The sequence below is a fragment of the Corynebacterium sp. ACRPE genome (assembly GCF_022347435.1).
Lineage (GTDB): Bacteria > Actinomycetota > Actinomycetes > Mycobacteriales > Mycobacteriaceae > Corynebacterium > Corynebacterium tuberculostearicum_D.
Genome location: NZ_JAKRNA010000006.1, coordinates 99,392 through 116,854 on the forward strand (window position 1 = coordinate 99,392; position 17,463 = coordinate 116,854).

The 17,463-nt window shown below is 61.3% G+C and carries 15 protein-coding genes and 1 other RNA gene; 5 read left to right on the plus strand and 11 right to left on the minus strand.

The window, feature by feature from the left end; translation table 11 throughout:
* Window positions 1-5 precede the first annotated feature (5 nt).
* The 5 genes from MHY13_RS04915 to MHY13_RS04935 all read right to left on the minus strand — a co-directional run bounded on the left by MHY13_RS04915 (window position 6) and on the right by MHY13_RS04935 (window position 5,688).
* Window positions 6-224 (minus strand): hypothetical protein, encoded by a 219-nt coding sequence (locus MHY13_RS04915; RefSeq protein ID WP_239281596.1) that lies wholly within the window; start codon window positions 222-224, stop codon window positions 6-8.
* Between the two features lie 145 nt (window positions 225-369).
* Window positions 370-819 (minus strand): hypothetical protein, encoded by a 450-nt coding sequence (locus MHY13_RS04920; RefSeq protein WP_239281598.1) that lies wholly within the window; start codon window positions 817-819, stop codon window positions 370-372.
* A gap of 10 nt (window positions 820-829) precedes the next feature.
* Window positions 830-1,174, minus strand: coding sequence for a hypothetical protein (locus MHY13_RS04925; protein ID WP_204611362.1), 345 nt, complete (start codon window positions 1,172-1,174; stop codon window positions 830-832).
* A gap of 97 nt (window positions 1,175-1,271) precedes the next feature.
* Window positions 1,272-4,343 carry a bifunctional [glutamine synthetase] adenylyltransferase/[glutamine synthetase]-adenylyl-L-tyrosine phosphorylase gene (locus MHY13_RS04930; protein WP_239281600.1) on the minus strand — a complete coding sequence of 1,024 codons (3,072 nt, stop codon included), beginning with the start codon at window positions 4,341-4,343 and terminating at the stop codon, window positions 1,272-1,274.
* Between the two features lie 7 nt (window positions 4,344-4,350).
* The gene (locus MHY13_RS04935) at window positions 4,351-5,688 is read right to left on the minus strand and encodes a glutamine synthetase family protein (RefSeq protein ID WP_150850861.1); all 1,338 of its coding nucleotides are present in this window, start codon (window positions 5,686-5,688) and stop codon (window positions 4,351-4,353) included.
* A 192-nt stretch (window positions 5,689-5,880) separates the two neighbouring features.
* Here MHY13_RS04935 and MHY13_RS04940 point away from each other — a divergent pair, with 192 nt between their 5' ends.
* The gene (locus MHY13_RS04940) at window positions 5,881-6,939 is read left to right on the plus strand and encodes a DUF2786 domain-containing protein (protein ID WP_239281602.1); all 1,059 of its coding nucleotides are present in this window, start codon (window positions 5,881-5,883) and stop codon (window positions 6,937-6,939) included.
* A gap of 137 nt (window positions 6,940-7,076) precedes the next feature.
* A complete protein-coding gene (locus MHY13_RS04945; RefSeq protein ID WP_204611357.1) occupies window positions 7,077-8,813 on the plus strand; it encodes a CYTH and CHAD domain-containing protein in 1,737 nt (578 codons plus the stop codon).
* 59 nt (window positions 8,814-8,872) lie between these two features.
* Here MHY13_RS04945 and MHY13_RS04950 read toward each other — a convergent pair whose 3' ends face one another.
* Window positions 8,873-9,061: a hypothetical protein gene (locus tag MHY13_RS04950; protein ID WP_204611356.1), complete on the minus strand. Its 189-nt coding sequence runs from the start codon at window positions 9,059-9,061 to the stop codon at window positions 8,873-8,875.
* A 257-nt stretch (window positions 9,062-9,318) separates the two neighbouring features.
* Here MHY13_RS04950 and MHY13_RS04955 point away from each other — a divergent pair, with 257 nt between their 5' ends.
* Window positions 9,319-10,593 carry a galactokinase family protein gene (locus tag MHY13_RS04955; RefSeq protein WP_239281613.1) on the plus strand — a complete coding sequence of 425 codons (1,275 nt, stop codon included), beginning with the start codon at window positions 9,319-9,321 and terminating at the stop codon, window positions 10,591-10,593.
* A gap of 12 nt (window positions 10,594-10,605) precedes the next feature.
* On the opposite strand, the gene MHY13_RS04960 is transcribed toward MHY13_RS04955, so the two are convergent.
* The 5 genes from MHY13_RS04960 to MHY13_RS04980 form a co-directional block, all read right to left on the minus strand.
* Window positions 10,606-12,000, minus strand: coding sequence for an RNB domain-containing ribonuclease (locus tag MHY13_RS04960; RefSeq protein ID WP_239281615.1), 1,395 nt, complete (start codon window positions 11,998-12,000; stop codon window positions 10,606-10,608).
* A 25-nt stretch (window positions 12,001-12,025) separates the two neighbouring features.
* Window positions 12,026-12,473: RNase P RNA component class A (gene rnpB / locus MHY13_RS04965), an RNA gene on the minus strand.
* 15 nt (window positions 12,474-12,488) lie between these two features.
* Window positions 12,489-13,619, minus strand: coding sequence for a bifunctional RNase H/acid phosphatase (locus MHY13_RS04970; protein WP_239281617.1), 1,131 nt, complete (start codon window positions 13,617-13,619; stop codon window positions 12,489-12,491).
* Window positions 13,619-14,335 (minus strand): zinc ribbon domain-containing protein, encoded by a 717-nt coding sequence (locus MHY13_RS04975; protein ID WP_005324390.1) that lies wholly within the window; start codon window positions 14,333-14,335, stop codon window positions 13,619-13,621. The genes MHY13_RS04970 and MHY13_RS04975 overlap by 1 nt, the downstream gene beginning before the upstream one ends.
* On the minus strand, window positions 14,336-15,475 hold the full coding sequence (locus tag MHY13_RS04980; protein WP_239281644.1) for a Nif3-like dinuclear metal center hexameric protein: 1,140 nt from the start codon (window positions 15,473-15,475) through the stop codon (window positions 14,336-14,338).
* 95 nt (window positions 15,476-15,570) lie between these two features.
* On the opposite strand from MHY13_RS04980, the gene MHY13_RS04985 reads away from it, so the two are divergent.
* The gene (locus MHY13_RS04985) at window positions 15,571-16,062 is read left to right on the plus strand and encodes a low molecular weight protein-tyrosine-phosphatase (protein ID WP_204611349.1); all 492 of its coding nucleotides are present in this window, start codon (window positions 15,571-15,573) and stop codon (window positions 16,060-16,062) included.
* A gap of 10 nt (window positions 16,063-16,072) precedes the next feature.
* On the plus strand, window positions 16,073-17,080 hold the full coding sequence (locus tag MHY13_RS04990) for an SURF1 family protein (protein ID WP_239281647.1): 1,008 nt from the start codon (window positions 16,073-16,075) through the stop codon (window positions 17,078-17,080).
* The last annotated feature ends 383 nt before the right edge of the window (window positions 17,081-17,463 follow it).

Below are 17,463 nucleotides of genomic sequence, written 5' to 3' on the forward strand. Positions count from 1 at the left end.
CTAGGTTAATTCAGTTCATCGAGTACGCGCAGCGCATCTTCCTGCGCTGCCGCCGCGCCAAAGTTTTTCAGGTGGCCACCCAAATCGTCGGCCGGAACTGATTGAGCGATGTTATCGGCCGGCACGGTATTGACGGCATAAGCCACCCCTACCCCGCCGGTGATGGGGATGGCAATGGCGGCGAGTACTCCCACCGCGGTCGACAGCGTGGTCTTGAAAGTCATAGTCTCCTCCAGAGGCTTTGGCCCCGAGCACCTTGCCCGTTACCAATTTGTGATGTTTTACCTTAGGAAGAGTTACTGCCAACGCCATGCCGCTTAGCTGCGGGTTGCCTGAATTTTCGCGCCCAGTTCGCGAGGAAATAAATGGCTAGTTTGCCGGGTAGCTCTCGGCTACGATGCCATCGCTAGCCGGCATCACAAGTCCCCGCTCAAAGGCGACGAGGACTGCCTTTTCGTCAGATTCGCTGATGTCACCAGACTCCACCGCACTGTTGAGCTCGCGCTCGAGGTAGACGCGCACATCGGATTTTCCGTTTTCCGTCTGGGTAATATCCCGCGGGACGGAATTGAGCGGGATGCCCAGCGCCTTCGCCAGGGAGGTCACGCGGTTGGCGTCGGTGGAATCATCGGCCATGATGTCACCATTGACCTGTGCGGGCATGTCTTCTTGAACTACGCCACCGGCCACGGCCTCGCCCACCGTCTTCGTCCCCTTGGGGGGATTATCGCGGTTGGTTGCCCACACCCCGACAGCGATGGCCACGATGACGGCCACGGCTACAAAGGCCCACAGGTAGATGAGCTTATGTCGATACACTCCGCTGATTTTAGCCATGGTAACCAGCGCTATCGCCGAAGGAACCGTAGTCATTGCCGCGAGGGTTCTCGCCGCGATCATTGAGGGCGTCGATGATGGAGCGGATGGTGGCCTCCCCTATGCGGTCGGCGCGCCCCCACGAGCGAGGGGCCTGGCGAGAATTGTGCGGTGCTGATTCTGGGCGCGGCGGCACTGGCTTTTCCTCCCGAGGCGTGGAGACCTCGATGGTCAATGTGGTGCCGTCAAGGTGGAGGACGTCACCGTCGCGCACGCCCGCAGCACGCGCTGCAGAAAGCAGCGCGGATAATTCGCCTACCGTGGCGTTGTCCACATCGAGTTGCAGCTTAAAAGACATAACTAGCCAGTCCTTTCTTATTCCCATCCCACTTTAGAGTCCAAAAGTGCAAAAAGTAAGGCCGTGGTGCGCACAACGGGGACTTTCAAGGCTAACTCTAAGAATGCTCGAAGGATTCCTCCTCGCCCCAAAAGACCTCATCTACAACCTTCCGGGCATGGCGGGTAAGTTTCAGATAGTTCTCTAGAAACTCTTGGTTCTCCTCCGGCGGCCAGCCAGCGGCACCGGCCACCTGGGCCAGCTGCGGGCCGGGCCCGGGCAACTGGTCCACGCGCTTGCCGCGCACGAGCACCAGTGCATTGCGGGCGTCGGTAGCCATAAGCCAGGCGTCGCGCAGGTCCGAGACCTGCTCGGCAGACAGGATTGCGTTTTCCTCTAAGGCATCGAGCACACGCAGCGTGGACGGATCGTGCAGCTGGGCATACTCGTGAGCATGCATCATGGTCAGGAGCTGCACAGTCCATTCAATATCTGAGAGCGCACCGCGCCCCAGCTTGGTATGAGTATTGCGGTCCGCGCCGCGTGGGAGGCGCTCATTGTCCACGCGCGCCTTCATGCGCCGGATATCGCGAATGGTCGAGGCTCTCGCGCCGCCTTCTGGGTAGCGGAAGCTATCTACCATGGATATAAATCGCTCGCCTACTTCCCTATCGCCAGCCACGAAGGCCGCGCGCAACAAAGCCTGCAGCTCCCAAGACTCGCCCCACTCGCGGTAGTAACGCTCATAGGAGGAGATGGTGCGCGCCACCGCACCAGAGCGGCCCTCTGGGCGCAGGCCCAAATCGACGTCCAGCGGCGGATCGCCCGAAGGCTTAGACAGGCGGCGCCGAAGCTTATCGACGATCCCGATAGCCCACTTCACAGCCTCCCCTTCCGCACCAGAGTCATCGGCCGGTTCGCTAGGTTCTGCCACCACAAGCACGTCCGCATCTGAGCCAAATCCCAGCTCCATGCCTCCCAAGCGGCCCATGCCAATGACGGCGATGCGCGCTGGCGGCTCCGCGCCCTCGTTAGCCAGGCGCCACGCGCGCACCTCGGCGCGAAGTGCAGCCTCAAGGACGGCATCCCAAATTGTGGATAGCTCATGACATACCTGCTTGACCGGCATAAAGCCCAGCAAATCCGCACTGGCGATGCGGGCCAGCTCCACTCGGCGCAACGAGCGCGCCACCGCCACTGCTTTATCCGGGTCGGCGTGGCGCTTGCTGGAATTGACCAGCGCCTTGGAAACCTGTTCGGGCTTGGTTTCTAGCAATTTGGGGCCAGTGGCGCCGTCGGAAAGCTGCTTGACCGAATCCGGCGCGCTAATAATCAGATCAGAGGTAAACGGCGAGGTACCCAGAATGTGCATGAGCCGCTGGCCCACAATTCCTTCATCGCGCAGCATGCGCAAGAACCACGACCTATCGTTCGCGGCCTCCGAGAGTTTGCGATAGTTCAACAGGCCCATGTCGGGGTCTGCGGTATCAGCCAGCCATTCCATCAAGGTTGGTAGCAAAATCGCTTGGATGCGTGCCTTGCGCGAGGTTCCCGCCGCCAGGGAAGTCAGGTGCTCGAATGCACGCTCGGGGTGGTTATAACCCAGCGCGGCCAGCTGCAGCTTGGCGGCCTCCGGCGAAAGCTTGAGCTCATCGGCGGACATGGTGACCACGGAATTAAGCAGCGGCCGGTAAAACAGGCGCGAGTGCAGCTCGGAGATCCGCAGGCGGATTCGGCGCAGGTGCGACAGCATGCGCTCGGCCGCCGACTTGGTGCCCTGCGGATAAAAGCCGGCGATGCGCGCCAGCCACTTCATCCCCTCTTCATCGTCCTTTTCCGGAAGCGTGTGCGTGCGGCGGAAGCGCTCCAATTGCAGGCGGTGCTCGAGCAGGCGCAGAAATTCATAGGCTTCAATGAGTTGGGTGCCGTCCTCGCGGCCGACGTACCCCGCTGAAATCAGCGCCTCCAGCGCCTCCACCGTGGAAAGCGCTCGCAGCGTCTCATCGGAGCGTCCGTGCACCAATTGCAAGAGCTGGACAGCAAATTCGATATCGCGCAGGCCGCCCACGCCCAACTTGAGCTCGCGGTGCTTGAGCTCTGCGGGAACATTGGCCAACACTCGGCGGCGCATGGCCTGTACGTCCTCAACAAAAGACTCGCGCTGCGACGCCGTCCACACCATCGGGCGAATCTGGTCCAAATAGTCCTGGCCTAGTGGGAGGTAGCCCGTCATAGCGCGCGCTTTAAGGAGCGCCTGAAATTCCCACGTCTCCGCCCACCGTTTGTAGTAGGCCACGTGGGATTCCAAGGTGCGCACCAAGGCTCCCGATTTTCCTTCGGGTCGCAGGTTCGCATCCACCTCGAAAAAGGTGGTGGATCCAATGCGATTAAACTCCGCCGCCAGCCGCGTGGCCCTAGGGGTTGCCTCGCTGCCAACGAAGATGACGTCCACATCGGAGATATAGTTGAGCTCTCCTGCGCCACACTTGCCCATTGCCATGACTGCCAGCTGTGCATCCAAGGGGTCATCACCGTAGATGGTGCGCACAGCGCAGGCAAGGGAGGCGGTTAAGGCGGCGTCGGCAAGCGCGGTGGTCAGCGCCGTAATCTGGCGGAACCCTACCTCCGGCTGCAGCCTGGTCTGGCCCTTGCGTGAATGAAAGGTGCCCGCCACATCGCAGGCGGCAATGCGCATCATCAAAGTGCGGTAGGTCGTGCGCAGCGCCTGCTTATGCTCCCCCTCGCCGGCGCGGTAAGTGCCCGCCGCGCTCAGGTCCTCGCGCGCCGGATCGGGCCGATCCAAGTCGTGAGCAAAGTCCGCAGGCTGAGCATCGACGGCACCAAGCAAACTTTGCAGCATCTCTTCAGACTGCGGAAGGGGTTTTTCTAGTTCTCGCCACAGCTCAGGGTGCGCCGCGAGGTGATCGCCAAAGGCGGTCGAGGCCCCCAGTAGTGCGAAGAGGCGCACGCGCAGAGTTTCATTGGAACGCACGGCATCATCGAGCTCAGGGGCTTGTTCATAGATGCGGATCAGGTTATTGAGCGCCAGGTCAGGGTCGCCCACGGCAGCGAGGGTCCACAACAGATCCGCAGATTCCGGATTCTTCCATCCCAGCTGCTCAATATCCTGCGCAGCATGCGGGCGGGTAAGACCTAGTGTGGCCGGTGAAGGCACAGCAGCAGGACGCATTTTTCTCCTAGAAGTTCAGGTTATTGCGCAGTTCAAAGGTGGTGATTTGGCTCTGATAGTGATGCCACTCATCCCACTTGGAGCGCAGGAAGAACTCAAAGACGTGCTCGCCCAGGACTTCTGCCATGAACTCGGATTTTTCAAATTCTCGCAAGGCCTGATCCAGGCTGGTGGGTAGATCCTTATATCCCATCGCGCGGCGCTCGCGACGAGTGAGCTGGTGGACATCGTCCTCGGCCGGATCATCGAGCTCGTAGCCTTCGCGGATGCCTCGCAGGCCTGCTGCCAATAGCACCGCATAGCCCAGGTAGGGGTTCATCGAGGCATCAATGGAGCGGATTTCTACCCGGCGCGATTCTTCCTTGGTAAGCCGGTAGGTGGGAACGCGCACCAGCGCGGAGCGATTCGATACTCCCCAGGTGGCTGCGCCCGGCGCCTCGTTGCCGAACATCAAGCGCTTATAAGAATTGGTCCACTGATTCACAATCGCGGACATCTCCGTGGAGTGCTCCAGGATGCCGGCGATGAACTGGCGGCCGGTCTGGGACAAAGAGAATTCATCATCCGGATCGTGGAAGGCATTGGATTGGCCTTCAAAAAGGCTCAAGTGGGTGTGCATGCCAGAGCCCGGTAAATGTTCGAAGGGCTTAGGCATGAAGGTGGCGCGCACGTTGGAGTTGGTGGCCACCTGCTTGATCACGTGCCGGAAGGTCATGATGTTATCGGCCATGGTGAGCACGTCCGCATGGCGCAGATCAATTTCTTGCTGGCCCGGCGCGGTTTCGTGGTGGCTAAACTCCGTGGCGATTCCCAGCGATTCCAGCGCTAGCATCGCCTTCCTGCGGAAAAGCGGGGCGGTATCGTGCGTTGCTTGGTCGAAGTAACCGCCGTTATCCGTGGGCACCAAGTCGGTGAGTTCGCGGCCGCGCTCGAAGAGATAGAACTCGATTTCTGGTGAGGCCATGCAGGTAAACCCATCGTTAGCGGCCTCGGTGACCTGGCGGCGCAGGATATGGCGCGGGTCCACCATGGAGGGCTGGCCGTCTGGCTGTGCGATATCGCAAAACATGCGGGCCGATTGCAGGTCCGGCTCATCCATATCAAAGGGCAGAATCTGAAAGGTGGAGGGATCTGGCAGGGCGATAGTGTCAGACTCAGAGATGCGAGAAAAGCCCTCTACGGAAGAACCATCAAAGCCAACACCTTCTTCAAAGGCCGATTCCAGCTCGGACGGGCTCATGACCACGGATTTGAGGGCGCCCAAAATATCCGTAAACCACAGGCGGATAAAGCGGATATCGCGTTCCTCAACGGTGCGCAAGACAAATTCGTGTTGGCTATTCATGCTTTAAACCTTACCGGCTCTCCCCCGAGGGATGTGCAGTTCATGCGACAGTTTTTCCAGGGCGAAATGCGCAGGTCGCAAGAGTATCTAGGGGGTGGCCAGCGGGGGCTTTTCCGGCAGGAGCCAGCTTCCGCGCATGCTTTGCTAAGTGGGCAAGCGAACATACGTACACCTCTTAAAGGACGAATCTTTATGACCACCCACTGCGATGATCTTTCTGCTCACGTAATCGAACGCCTCATCACCGCCGCACAACAAGGCTGGGCGCCGGCGGACCTAGAACACGTCTTAGGTCCGCACGCCTACCCCATTATTTACCGTGCAAGCCCCCATGTGCCAGCGCGAATTACCTCCCCTGCGCTGCGCAAAGCATGGCTCCAGATGGCCCCTCCGCAGGAGAATTTCATTCCACGCGATAAGCTGCGTGCCATTATTAAAGAGCTCATTCACCTACCGAGGCTGCGCGATACCGAGCTTTTAGCCTCCGGCGAATCCTTGCGGGAGGACGGGCTTAGCGATAAGCAACGCAAGATCCGCGAAAAGGTGCTAGGCCTTTTGCGAAAAGCGGAATCTACCAGCTTTGAGCATGAGGCCGAGGTTCTCATCTCTAAGGCGCAGTCCCTGCAGCAGAAGTATCGCATCGAGGACCTCCTTACCTCCGAGCTACCTGATCTTATTTCCCACCGCGTGCACATCCACCCGCCGTATATCAAGCACCAGGTTTCCCTATTAAGCACTATCTCTGACGCCAATGGATGCACTACTCTCCTTATTCATGACAAGGGCTTGGCCTGTGTGATTGGCGCTCCTGCCGACGCCGCCCATTGCGCCGACCTTTTTGCCTCCCTCAACCGTCAATGCGATTGGTTCATGCGCAACGGTGACGGCGCAGAAATTGCCCGCGCTACGGGCTCTACCGCCGCCTATCGCCGTAGCTTCCGGCTCTCTTACGCCGCCCGCATCGGTGAATTGCTCACTCAAGCAAATGAGGATGGCATCGCAGATAACCTGCGGGAGTCCCAGTACTGCTCTCACCACGCAGAGACTGTAGCTACCCAAACCCTTCCGGCGTTGCAGGCGCGCACCGATCATGCCATCGAAACCCGCAATCGTCTCTTCCCCAACCTGACGGAAATGTCGCTTTCCATGACCAGCATGCACGGCATCAACGATGGTATTGCCGCTGCCGATAAATCTCACTTTGGCGGTGATGCTTCCGGGATTGGTTCGGTTCCAGAAATTACGCAGTAATTTTTGCCCTGCTCAAGGCCATTCTTCTCTCCCGTTCCCTGCTAGCGAACGGGGGCGAGGAGTGGCACCGCCTCGAGTGCTTAACGGGTAGGATCACCGGTGAGATTTATTTGGTCTAGAAAGTAAAAGGTACGTGAATGTCTACACAGTCTTTTCTCGAAGTTGAAGCGAAATTCTCCGTAGCCGAGTCCACTCAGCTCCCTGAACTGGCCCGCCTCGAGGGAGTTGACCACGTTGCAGACACGCGCCACCACGCGCTTTCTGCCATCTACTACGACACCGAAGACCTCCGCCTTACCCACGCAAAGGTCACCCTCCGCCGCCGCACCGGTGGCAATGATGATGGCTGGCATATCAAGATTCCTAGCGAGGCTGGCCGCACTGAAATCCACGCCGAGCTGGGAGAACCTGTAGATGGCCGCTACGAAGTACCTGAGGAACTTCTCCACCAGGTTCGCTCCATTATCCGCCACAACGAACTCACCCCGATTGCGCAGGTAGACAACAAGCGCACCGAGATGGTCCTAGCGGATGCCGATAATAAGCCGGTAGCAGAATTCTGCGATGACCACGTCACCGCCTTTTCCTTCCTTCCAGGTGGCCAGCAGCAGTCGTGGCGCGAGTGGGAAGTAGAGCTCGCCGGTGAGCTTCCTGGCACTGAGGAAGGTACGCAATTCATTCGCCGTGCCACTTCCTTGCTTATCGGTGCCGGTGCGCGCGTTTCTTCCTCCCCATCCAAGCTGAAGTCCGCCCTGGGTGATTCCTACGCCAACGCACCGCTGCCTCCAGCCCTGGTATCGCCGGATGTGGACCCAGACTCCCCTGCCGCGGCCGTCATCACCGCACTCCAAGCCAACCGCAACAAGCTAGTTGATTATGACCCTCGCGTGCGCCGCGATGAGTGGGACTCGGTTCACCAGATGCGTGTTGCCACCCGCGAACTGCGCAGCCACCTACAGACCTTCCACGGCATTGTTGTCGGCCCAGAAATCGACAAGATTGAAGCCGATCTCAAGGAGCTTGCCGGTATTTTGGGCGTTGCTCGCGATGCGGAAGTTGTGGAAGAGCGCTGGCAGAAGCTGCTGGAGTCCGAAGATTCTGACACCTTGGATGACTCCACCCGCGAGCACATTGCGCACGATATGGGCAACGCCTACCGCCGCGCGCACCGCCGCGTTATCGCAGCCCTGGATTCCGAGCGTTACCTCGAATTGCTGGAATCCCTGGACCGTCTTCTCGCTGATCCACCAACGGCCGATAAGCAACAAGAGTCCACCCCGGTAGCTAGCGAAGCGGAGGAGACGGAGGAGCAGTCCTCTGTGGAAGGGGACGCCGCTACCCCTACCGATTCCAGCGAGGACAGCGCGCCTGCTGCGGACAAGGCCGAAAAGAAGCCAGAGAAAAAGAAGTCCAAGGACAAGTCCGCTGACATGGACACCGTGATGGCGCAGCACCTTGAAAAGGCCTATAACAAGCTGGTCAAGCGCCATAAGAAGGCCGTGGAGAACTGGGATAACCAGGAATTGTCCCTGCACGAGCGCGAGGATTATTTCCACGATATGCGCAAGGCCGCAAAGAAGCTGCGCTATGCAGCTGAAGCAGCTGGTTCTGCCACCAACCTCAAGACCAAGCGCCTCTACAAGGCCTGCAAGCAGATGCAGTCGGTGCTCGGTGACTTCCAGGATTCCGTGACCTCGCGCGATAAGCTGCTCGAGTTGGCAGAGTCCGCTCGCCGTCGTGGGGAGAATACCTTTGGCTATGGCCTGCTCTACCAGCGCGAGCGAACCATTGGCCTGAAGGCTCTCGATGATTACGCCGAGTCTTTCAAAGACATCAAGGCCGCGTTTAAACCGCTGCGCAAGAAACTAAAGTAGCCGCGCTCCCCGGGTCGGCGCCGGGAAACACGGCTTTAAAAGAGATGGCTGGGAGTTAGTTACTTCCAGTCATCTTCTTCGTCTGCGGCATCTGCCGCATCATTGCGGGCTTGGGCAATTCCGATGGCGTTTTCTGCCTCTTCGCGGGTGTCATACGGGCCCATCCGATTTTCCCAGCCAGAGGTCTTGCCTTGGCTGACTTCCTTAGTGGTGGGATCAAAGAACCACTTCTGGTCTGCATCGCTCATGAAACTATCCTCTCAGTTGTTGCATCAGCGGCACCGGCTAAGTGCTGCCGCTGATATGGTTTGTGCCCACACTACCCACGCTGTCCCATTGATGCCCGCTAGAATGTGGGGCAGCACATTTTTTATACGATTCCATGTCGTATTCCCCGCCACCGCGCACATTGGTGGCGGGCGTTCGTTGCTTTAAACGCACCGCCGCGTGTGTGGGGCAACGAAGACTACTGGTCCCAGAACCTGGAAAAGGAGCTTTAGCACCCATGCCACTGTGGTCAACGCCTGCAGAGCCCGTAGCCGAGCGCGCCGCCCGAGCGCATACCGAACTCACGGGCAGCGCTCCAACGCATACCGCCAGCGCGCCGGCAACGTGGTCCCTCATTGGTGAACATATTGATCACTTCGGCGGCATTGTCGCCATGTGTGTGGGAAAGTTGCGCGCTGCAGCGTCGGTAAGCCCGCGCACCGACGGCGTGGTAGCCGTACATTTCCACCCAGCTCAGGGCGAGACTGCCCATGACTCGATTAGTCTGCAGGCGCTTGCAGAACTGGCAACGGCGCAACAGCCCGCCACGGATGCGGAAGGCCAGCCAGTTATTCCGCCGGCACCACAAGGTGGGTTGGCGGCCCGTGTGGGTGGCATTGTCCACACGATGATTAATCGTCAGTTGCTCTCCCGGGAAACGGCCGGTGCGGATATCACCATCGCCTCCGATATTCCAGAAAGTACGGGTTTGGGCGCGGATGCCGCTGCGGACGTCGCGGTGGCGCTAGCGCTCATGGGCGCGGATGCGGACCTCGATGCACCGTTGAGGGCCCGGGTGGCGGATGTCTGCACCCAGGCCGTTTCTACCTTCGCAGCGCGGCCGCCGCTGCGCGCACGCCACAGCGCTGCGCTGCGCAGCACGGGTGAGGGCGTGTGCATCATGGACTATGCCGATGGTTCTGTCACCCACGCCCCACATGTGGTGGGCCGCGAGATGTCCGCCTTTGCGGTAGCGGTGCCCGAAGATTTTTCCGCGCAGGAGGAAAAGGCCATCGCCGATATCCGCCAGCGCCAGCGCTTTATCGATGATGCCTGCCACTCCTTTGGCACCGATTCGCTGCGCCTGCTTCCCGACGCCCAACAGCGCGTCCTCGACTGGCTCAAGGCCGTGCACAAGGTCTACGGCGAGGAAGGCCGCCCGAGCATCAGCGCCGCCACGGAGTGGATGGCCTTTTATGAGGAAGAAACTGAGCGCGTAGAAAAGTTTGCGCGCTGCCTGCGCTCGCACCGCGGCGCGGAGCTCTTCCCTATCCTGTTGCAGTCGCAGTCTTCCTTGGCCAATATCTACGGCTTGGATTCGGCAGAAAAACTTGCCGAATTGGTCACGGTTCGCGGTGCCGTTGCGGGTCGCTCGGCGCATGCCGGTACCTCCAACGCGGTCATCGCTTATGTTCCGGCGAAAAGCGCGCACAATTTTGCAGCTGACTTGGCTGAAGACGGACTGCTCGTCGTCGAGCTGCAGCCAGGCGAGGCCGCCCGCGGCGAAGGCTAGGAGCCCTGCCGGCTAGTCGGCCGGCCAGGCAAAAAGAACCTCGCGTGAATCGGTATCCGCCGTCACCAGCGAGACAGTGGTTTCACTGCCGGTTTCCGGTGCGCCCACGCATTGGGCGAAGACGGGTGGCTCCGGAACGAAAATCCGTGCCTTGTCCCGCTTCGGGTCCCCGCGGACCACGGTGGCCGGAAAATTAGTCCCGAGCCAAGGTCGCAGCACGGTCGCCTCAGTCAGGTTCAGGCAGGCCTTATCCACTTGGGAGGCGAGCTGCGAGGTCGAACGCATCGCACCGATGATCTCCGTGGCGCCGCCTGTTACCCACTCGGGAACCTCATAATCGCCGCATAGCGCTAGGCATACTTCCGTGGCGAACCTATCGGAAAGGCGCCGCAGCGGCGCGGTGACGTGGGCATAGTAGCCACCAATACCGGCGTGCACCTGCGCTTCCTGCTCGCCTAGCCAGGCATAGTCGGCTCCGCGCAAAAGGCTTTGGGCTTCGCGCATGACGGCCATGCCGCGCGGGGAATCAGCGTCGACGGTGAGGAGGAATTGGGGAATGGGGGCGTCGCCAAGCGTAAAGCCTAGGGCCTGAGCCTCGGCGCGAAGTTGGCGCTCATGCTCCGGCTCGGCCGCGGGCAGGGTGCGCAAGAAGCCCACACCAGCTTCCTGCATGAGGCGCCCAGCGCACATGCCGGCCAACAGGGAAATTTCGGAGTTATAGTCCATGACCTCATAGCGCGGCTCGATGATGAGCTCAAAGGTACCGTCGTCATTTTCCACCACGCGCTGGGAGGGCAGGCGCAAGGAAATGGCCTCGCGGCGCAGGGAAGATTCCTGGCGCAGCCGGCCGACCACCGGCAGCAGCGCGATGGATGGGTGGAGGTTGCCGGCCGCGAGGTCCGCGTGCGCGCCTTCATAATCCAGGCGTGCCTGGGAATAAATGAGCGCGCGCTCGACGTGGAAGGACTCCACCTCGCCGTTGCCATCCAAGTCAAAGGTCCACAACACGGCCGGCTTATCGGTGCCAGGCAACAGCGAGGCTCGGTCCTCGGAAAGCTCTGGCGGGTGCAGGCGCGCGGGTTCATCGGGAAGATAGATGGTCTGGCCGCGGCGGAAGGATTCGCGCTCTAACTCGCTGCCGGGCTCGATGAAAGCAGCAACGTCCGCGATGGCATAAAAGACGCGGTATCCGCCCTCGCGTTCTTCGATGTAGACTGCCTGATCCAAGTCCAGGGAGCCGGCGGGATCCAGGGTCACGAAGGGAATTTCGCGGGCGTCGCGGCGCGAGTCGGCGTATCGGTCCTGCGCGCGGGCGGCCTGGGCAGTGACCGCGGCCGGAAAATCGGTGGCTACCGAAAATTCTGTGGCAATGGCGCGGAAATCGAGCGGGGCGGCGTAGAGCTTCATGCCCACCACCATAAACGTAGTAGGGCGAATGAGTCGGCCTATAAGCCGGATTCTGTCTCATCGCGGCACTCCCTGGGAAGCACCGCGCGGTGAACATCCATCTAGACCAACCGTTGCCAGTTGGTTCCAGCAGCTACCTTCAGGCTCGAGCGAGCAGCCTTAAAACGCCTGATCGGGCCCCGCAACGTGGCGGGGCCGTGATGCCTTGCTCCCGGTGGGGTTTACCCAGCCACCGCCATCGCTGACGGTGCTGGTGCGCTCTTAACGCACCGTTTCACCCTTACCTTGTGGCTCCAACTTGGCCGAAACCAAGTGGAGGCACGAGGCGGTCTACTTTCTGTTGCACTTGCCCGCGGGTTTCCCCGGGTTGCCGTTAGCAACCACCGTGCTCTGTGGAGTCCGGACTTTCCTCGGCGCCCACGCGGCAGCACGTGGCTGCCCGTATGAAGCGACGCGATCACCCGGCCGGCTCATTCGCGTTCCTTATTCTAGCGCAGGCCTGCCAGGTGGCCCACATCGTTAAATCCGTGCACCATAGAGCCGCCTTCCCAGAACTCCACCTGCGAAATGGCAGCCAGGTCGAGGAAGAGATGCCCAAAGGTGGCAGGGCCGGCATCGAGCGCTTGGCGGATGAAAGACTTAATTGGGTTGACGTGACTGACCACCAACACGGTCTTGCCTGCGAAGCGCTCTTGGAGCTCCTTGCGGGTGGTGCGCACGCGGCGGTTGACCGCCTGCAGCGATTCGCCGCCCGGACAGGCGACGCTCGCATCGTGCAGCCATTCCTCGTGGAGTTCCGGATCGCGCTGGTGGGCCTCGGCCGCGGTCTTGCCTTCCCACGCACCGAAGTCCACCTCGATGAGGCCGTCGACCGTCTCTACCTCGATATCGCGGCCATTGGCCACGGCCGCCGCGGTCTCTTGGCAGCGGCGCAGGGGCGAGCAGACGATGGCGTCAAAGTCGGCGTCGGCAAGCGCCTGCGCAGCGGCGAGCGCCTGCTTTTGGCCAAGCTCGGTAAGGCCCGGATTGGCGCGGCCGGAGTATTGCTTGGCGGCCGACATCTCCGTCTGCCCGTGGCGAAGCAAGATAAAGCGGGTGGTAGGTCCGCGGTCCCCCAGCCAATCGGTGGGGTGCGGCGCGGTGGTGTCCTGCTCCGCGGCTGGGGCTGGCTCGGCGCCTTCTTCACCGGCAACGATGCCTTCCGGGTGCCCGGCGGCCGCGGCATCCATGGCGTCATTAGACAGGGCGTCTGCCACCTTGTTTTTGGCGCGCGGCACCCAGTCCAGGCTGAAAGAGGAAAAGCCGTTGATGTATTCGCGGGCGCGCAGGGCCAGCTTCTGCATGTCAGGGTGCTTGATCTTCCAGCGGCCGTTGATTTGTTCCACCACCAACTTGGAATCCATGTGGAATTCCACCTCGGTAGCGCCCATCTCGGTGGCGGCTTCAAGGCCGCGCAGCAGGCCGTTGTACTCAGCGACGTTATTGGTGGACTTGGTGCCTACCACGTAGACAATTTCGCGCAGGATGCGCTGCCCGCTGCCGTCATAGATAACGGTGCCGGAACCGGCTACCCCGGGGTTGCCGCGGGATCCGCCATCGGCGTAGATGATGACCTTCATTAGACCAGGCGCACCAGGTAGGAGCCGCAATCGCCGCACTGCGGCAGCTCATCGGCCGGGGCATTGCGCACGGCGTTTTGCTCGGCCGGCGGCAAGACGATGAAGCAGCCGCCGCAGGCGCGGTTGGCCTTGAACTGGGCGGCACCTACGCCGTTTTCCTCGCGCTGGGTATCGTACTCGCTGAGCACTCCAGCGGGCAGTTGATCGCGCAGCTCGCCTATGCGCACGGCCGGGTCTTCTTGATTGGCGGCCGCTTCCTTAGCCGCCTCGGCCGCACGGCGCAGCTTTTCCAGCTTGCGCTCGGAATCAGAAACGCGCGCGCCGTGGACGTCTAGATTGGAACGCAGCGCGTGCACCTCGTTATGCGCCTCCTGCAGCTCGCTCATGAGGTCTGCGATGCGGGACTTGGCCGCGTAGAGATCGTGCTCTAGATCCTTGCGGGTTTCTGGGTCCACTGCGGCGCCAAGCTGGCGCTTGTCATCGCGCTCTCGCTGGCGCAGCTTGCGCTCATCGGCCTGGATGCGCAGGATTTCGGTCTCCATGTCATCGACGGCCATCTGTGCAGAACCGGAGGCATCGAGCAGGCGCTTGTGCTCCTCTTTGGCCTTGTCATACTCGGCTTGTTCCGGGATTTCCTTCTCAGCGCCATGGCCCTGCGAGCGTTCCAGGTTGGCCAGCTCCAGCAGTACCGGCTGTAGTTCTTGCGATAGTTTCACTTATGACTCCTTTGGGTGCGCAGAGATAGTCCACGGGTCGGTGCGCAGGCTAATAATTTCCGTATCCAGTTCTAAAGCATCCTCTACGATATCGCGCGCCTGGGCGGTCCACGGAAATTCGCTGGCCCAGTGGGCGGTATCGATAACGGCGGGGCCGCCGGCGCGCAGGTGCTCATCCACCGGGTGGTGGCGCAGATCCGAGGTGACGTACACGTCCACGCCTAGCTTCGCGGCCGCGGAGAGGAAAGAATCTCCCGAACCGGAAGACACGGCCACCGTGCGCACCTTCTGGTCCGGATCGCCGGCGGCGCGGATGCCCCAGGCGGTCTCCGGCAAGGCATTAGCCACCTGCTGGGTGAACTCGCGCAGGGTCATCTCCTGCGGCAGCTCTCCCACACGGCCCAGGCCGAGCGCGTTGTCCAGGTCCTGGTGGCCGGCCGTTTCCGTGATGTCATAGGCCGGCACCTCATAAGGGTGGGCGGTGTGCAGGGCCTTCAGCAAAGAGGAGCGAAGTGCGGCCGGGGCGACGAACTCGACGCGGATTTCCTCGCCGCGGTGCAGCGCACCGATCTCGCCCTCGGTGGGGTCAGCGCCCTCCTCCGGCTGGAATTGGCCCGTGCCGGCGATATCAAAGGAGCAGTGGGAGTAGGCACCGATGTGGCCCGCGCCGGCGTCGAAAAGCGCCTGCTTTACCTCCTCGGCCGCGGCAACCGGCACGTGCACGCCCCACTTATCCACGCCCTGCGGCTCCGGCACGATGGGCCGGCCGGGGTTGATGCCTACCAACTCCGCGAGCTTGTCGTTTACGCCCGGCCGCGCCTTATCCGCGTTGGTGTGGGCCGCAAAGAGGGCGACGCCATTGCTGACCAGCGTGTGCACTACCTTGCCCTTGGGCGTATCGGCCGCCACGGACTCCACCCCGCGCAAAAGCAACGGGTGGTGGACCACGAGCATGTCCGCGCCGAGCTCCACCGCGCGCTCGGCCACCGCCTGGGTGCAGTCCAAGGCAAAGGCCACCCGCTTTACCTCCGCGGCCGGATCGCCGCAGATAAGTCCCACGGCATCCCACTTTTCCGCCAGGTGCGGCGGATAGGCCTCATCGAGTACGCGGCGGACATCGCCCACGCTCACAGCGGACATAGAGGTGCTCCTTTATGCTCGTTTCATGGAATAGTTAGTACTGCTATATCCTATCTTCCGCACCACAGTACTATTCGCGCGAAGGGGTTTTCCGCATGACCGAATCCGATACCCGCTCCGGCCTTTACCTCGTTTTTGTCTGCACCGGAAATATCTGCCGCTCCCCCATGGCAGAAATCATCGTGCGCGATGAAATGGAAAAGGACATGCTAGACCTCGTTGCCACCGTAGATTCCTGCGGTCTGGGCGGCTGGCATGTGGGCCAGGGCGCGGACGAGCGCGCTATTGCCGAGCTGCGCCGCGGCGGCCACGATGGCGGTTCCCACCGCGCGGCAAAGCTGGGCGCCGAGCACATGGACGCTGATCTTTTCATTGCTATGGACAAGGGCCACCGCGAGGCCCTCATTGAGCACGGCATCGACCCCGACAAGATTCGCCTGATGCGCAGCTTCGACCCCAACTCCCCGGAGGACGCGGACGTGGCAGACCCGTATTACGGTTCCACCGCGGATTTCGAGACCACGCGCAAGAATATCGAGGCCGCCGTGCCTGGCCTGCTGGATTGGATTCGCGCTAACCGCGACTAAACTAGGCCCCATGCTAAAGACGTTCCTTAAGCCAGGTTGGGTTCTACTGCTGCTGTTCGTCGTGGCTTTTTCCTACCTCGCTTTTACCGTCCTTGCCCCGTGGCAGCTGGGCAAGGACGATGACATTGTGGAACGCAACGAGCTCATCACCCACGCCTATGAGGCTGATCCCCAGCCGGTGGAAGACCTCGTGGATGGCAATGGCGCCATCAAGGACGATGAGTGGTCCCGCGCCACCCTGCACGGCAAGTACATGCCGCAGGATGAGGTGCTACTGCGCCTGCGCCCGGTCGATTCCGGCCCGTCCTACCAATCCCTGGTGCCCTTCCGCACCGATTCCGGCCTGACCATCTTGGTCAACCGCGGCTGGGTCAAGGCCGGCGAGGCCAACGCCGTGCCGGATATCCCTGATGCTCCCTCGGGCGAGACCACGCTTACCGGCATGATCCGCGCCGACGAGGCCGAGCACCAGTCCGCCCCCATTAAGCAGGAGGGCTACCAGCAGGTCTACTCCATCCATACGGAGCAGATTGCCACGCTTATCGACGCCCCCTTGGCCCACGACTACATCCAACTCTCCGCCGACCAGCCCGGCGTGCTCAACGCCATGCCCATCCCGCAGCTCGACCGCGGCAACCACCTCTCCTACGGCTACCAGTGGATTGCCTTCGGCATCATGGCCCCGCTGGGCTTGGGCTACTTCGTGTGGTCCGAAATCCGTGAGCGTCGCCGCCTGCGCGAGGAGGAAGCAGCCCTCTCCGCCCTCGATGCCGATGCCTCAACTCCATCCGAGCCCGCGGACGCCTCCAGTGCAAGCTCCGCGCCAGTAGAAGCCCCGTCCCCTGCGACCTCCCGGCACGACGCCCACGCGGCCGCTGACGACGCCACCGATACCGCCACAGCCGTTCCCGCCGCGTCCTCCTCGCATGCCGCCAGCCGCCGCAATCGCTCGCGCTACGGCGACTCCAAGCCGGATCACTACGCCAAGCTGAACAAGCGCCGCCGCGAGCGCTACTAGGGCCTCTGCCTGCCTAGGCTATTTCTTGAACATCCGCCCAGGCCCCGAATCAGCCACGTTAATGCGTTATGCCCTCCCCTCTTGGGGCATAACGTGGCCACAAGTTGGCTATCGAGGCTTTAACTCCTTAACGCTGCCAGCCACCTAAGCCCACCAACACAAAATGTCGTTTAACTCGACACGCCGCAAAACAACACAAGCTGTCGTTTAGGCCTTAACCCTGTCGTGGCGTTGTCGTGGGTATATGAAAGAGCCCCTTTCCGGGTTAAGGGTCAAAAAGTGTGTCCGGAATCGCGGATTTTCACGGATTGACCTGTAGGTTTCCGGAAAGTATATGCTCCGGAAGCATATATCTAGCCCCCGACGGGAAATCCTCGGTGTGG

Bases quoted from the DNA above. Each gene is read 5' to 3' on its own strand.
- MHY13_RS04945 (WP_204611357.1), top strand. From the start codon at position 7,077: ATGTCTACACAGTCTTTTCTCGAAGTTGAAGCGAAATTCTCCGTAGCC.
- MHY13_RS04950 (WP_204611356.1), bottom strand. From the start codon at position 9,061: ATGAGCGATGCAGACCAGAAGTGGTTCTTTGATCCCACCACTAAGGAA.
- MHY13_RS04985 (WP_204611349.1), top strand. From the start codon at position 15,571: ATGACCGAATCCGATACCCGCTCCGGCCTTTACCTCGTTTTTGTCTGC.
- MHY13_RS04980 (WP_239281644.1), bottom strand. From the start codon at position 15,475: ATGTCCGCTGTGAGCGTGGGCGATGTCCGCCGCGTACTCGATGAGGCC.
- MHY13_RS04925 (WP_204611362.1), bottom strand. From the start codon at position 1,174: ATGTCTTTTAAGCTGCAACTCGATGTGGACAACGCCACGGTAGGCGAA.
- MHY13_RS04935 (WP_150850861.1), bottom strand. From the start codon at position 5,688: ATGAATAGCCAACACGAATTTGTCTTGCGCACCGTTGAGGAACGCGAT.
- MHY13_RS04955 (WP_239281613.1), top strand. From the start codon at position 9,319: ATGCCACTGTGGTCAACGCCTGCAGAGCCCGTAGCCGAGCGCGCCGCC.
- MHY13_RS04970 (WP_239281617.1), bottom strand. From the start codon at position 13,619: ATGAAGGTCATCATCTACGCCGATGGCGGATCCCGCGGCAACCCCGGG.
- MHY13_RS04930 (WP_239281600.1), bottom strand. From the start codon at position 4,343: ATGCGTCCTGCTGCTGTGCCTTCACCGGCCACACTAGGTCTTACCCGC.
- MHY13_RS04960 (WP_239281615.1), bottom strand. From the start codon at position 12,000: ATGAAGCTCTACGCCGCCCCGCTCGATTTCCGCGCCATTGCCACAGAA.
- MHY13_RS04990 (WP_239281647.1), top strand. From the start codon at position 16,073: ATGCTAAAGACGTTCCTTAAGCCAGGTTGGGTTCTACTGCTGCTGTTC.
- MHY13_RS04915 (WP_239281596.1), bottom strand. From the start codon at position 224: ATGACTTTCAAGACCACGCTGTCGACCGCGGTGGGAGTACTCGCCGCC.
- MHY13_RS04940 (WP_239281602.1), top strand. From the start codon at position 5,881: ATGACCACCCACTGCGATGATCTTTCTGCTCACGTAATCGAACGCCTC.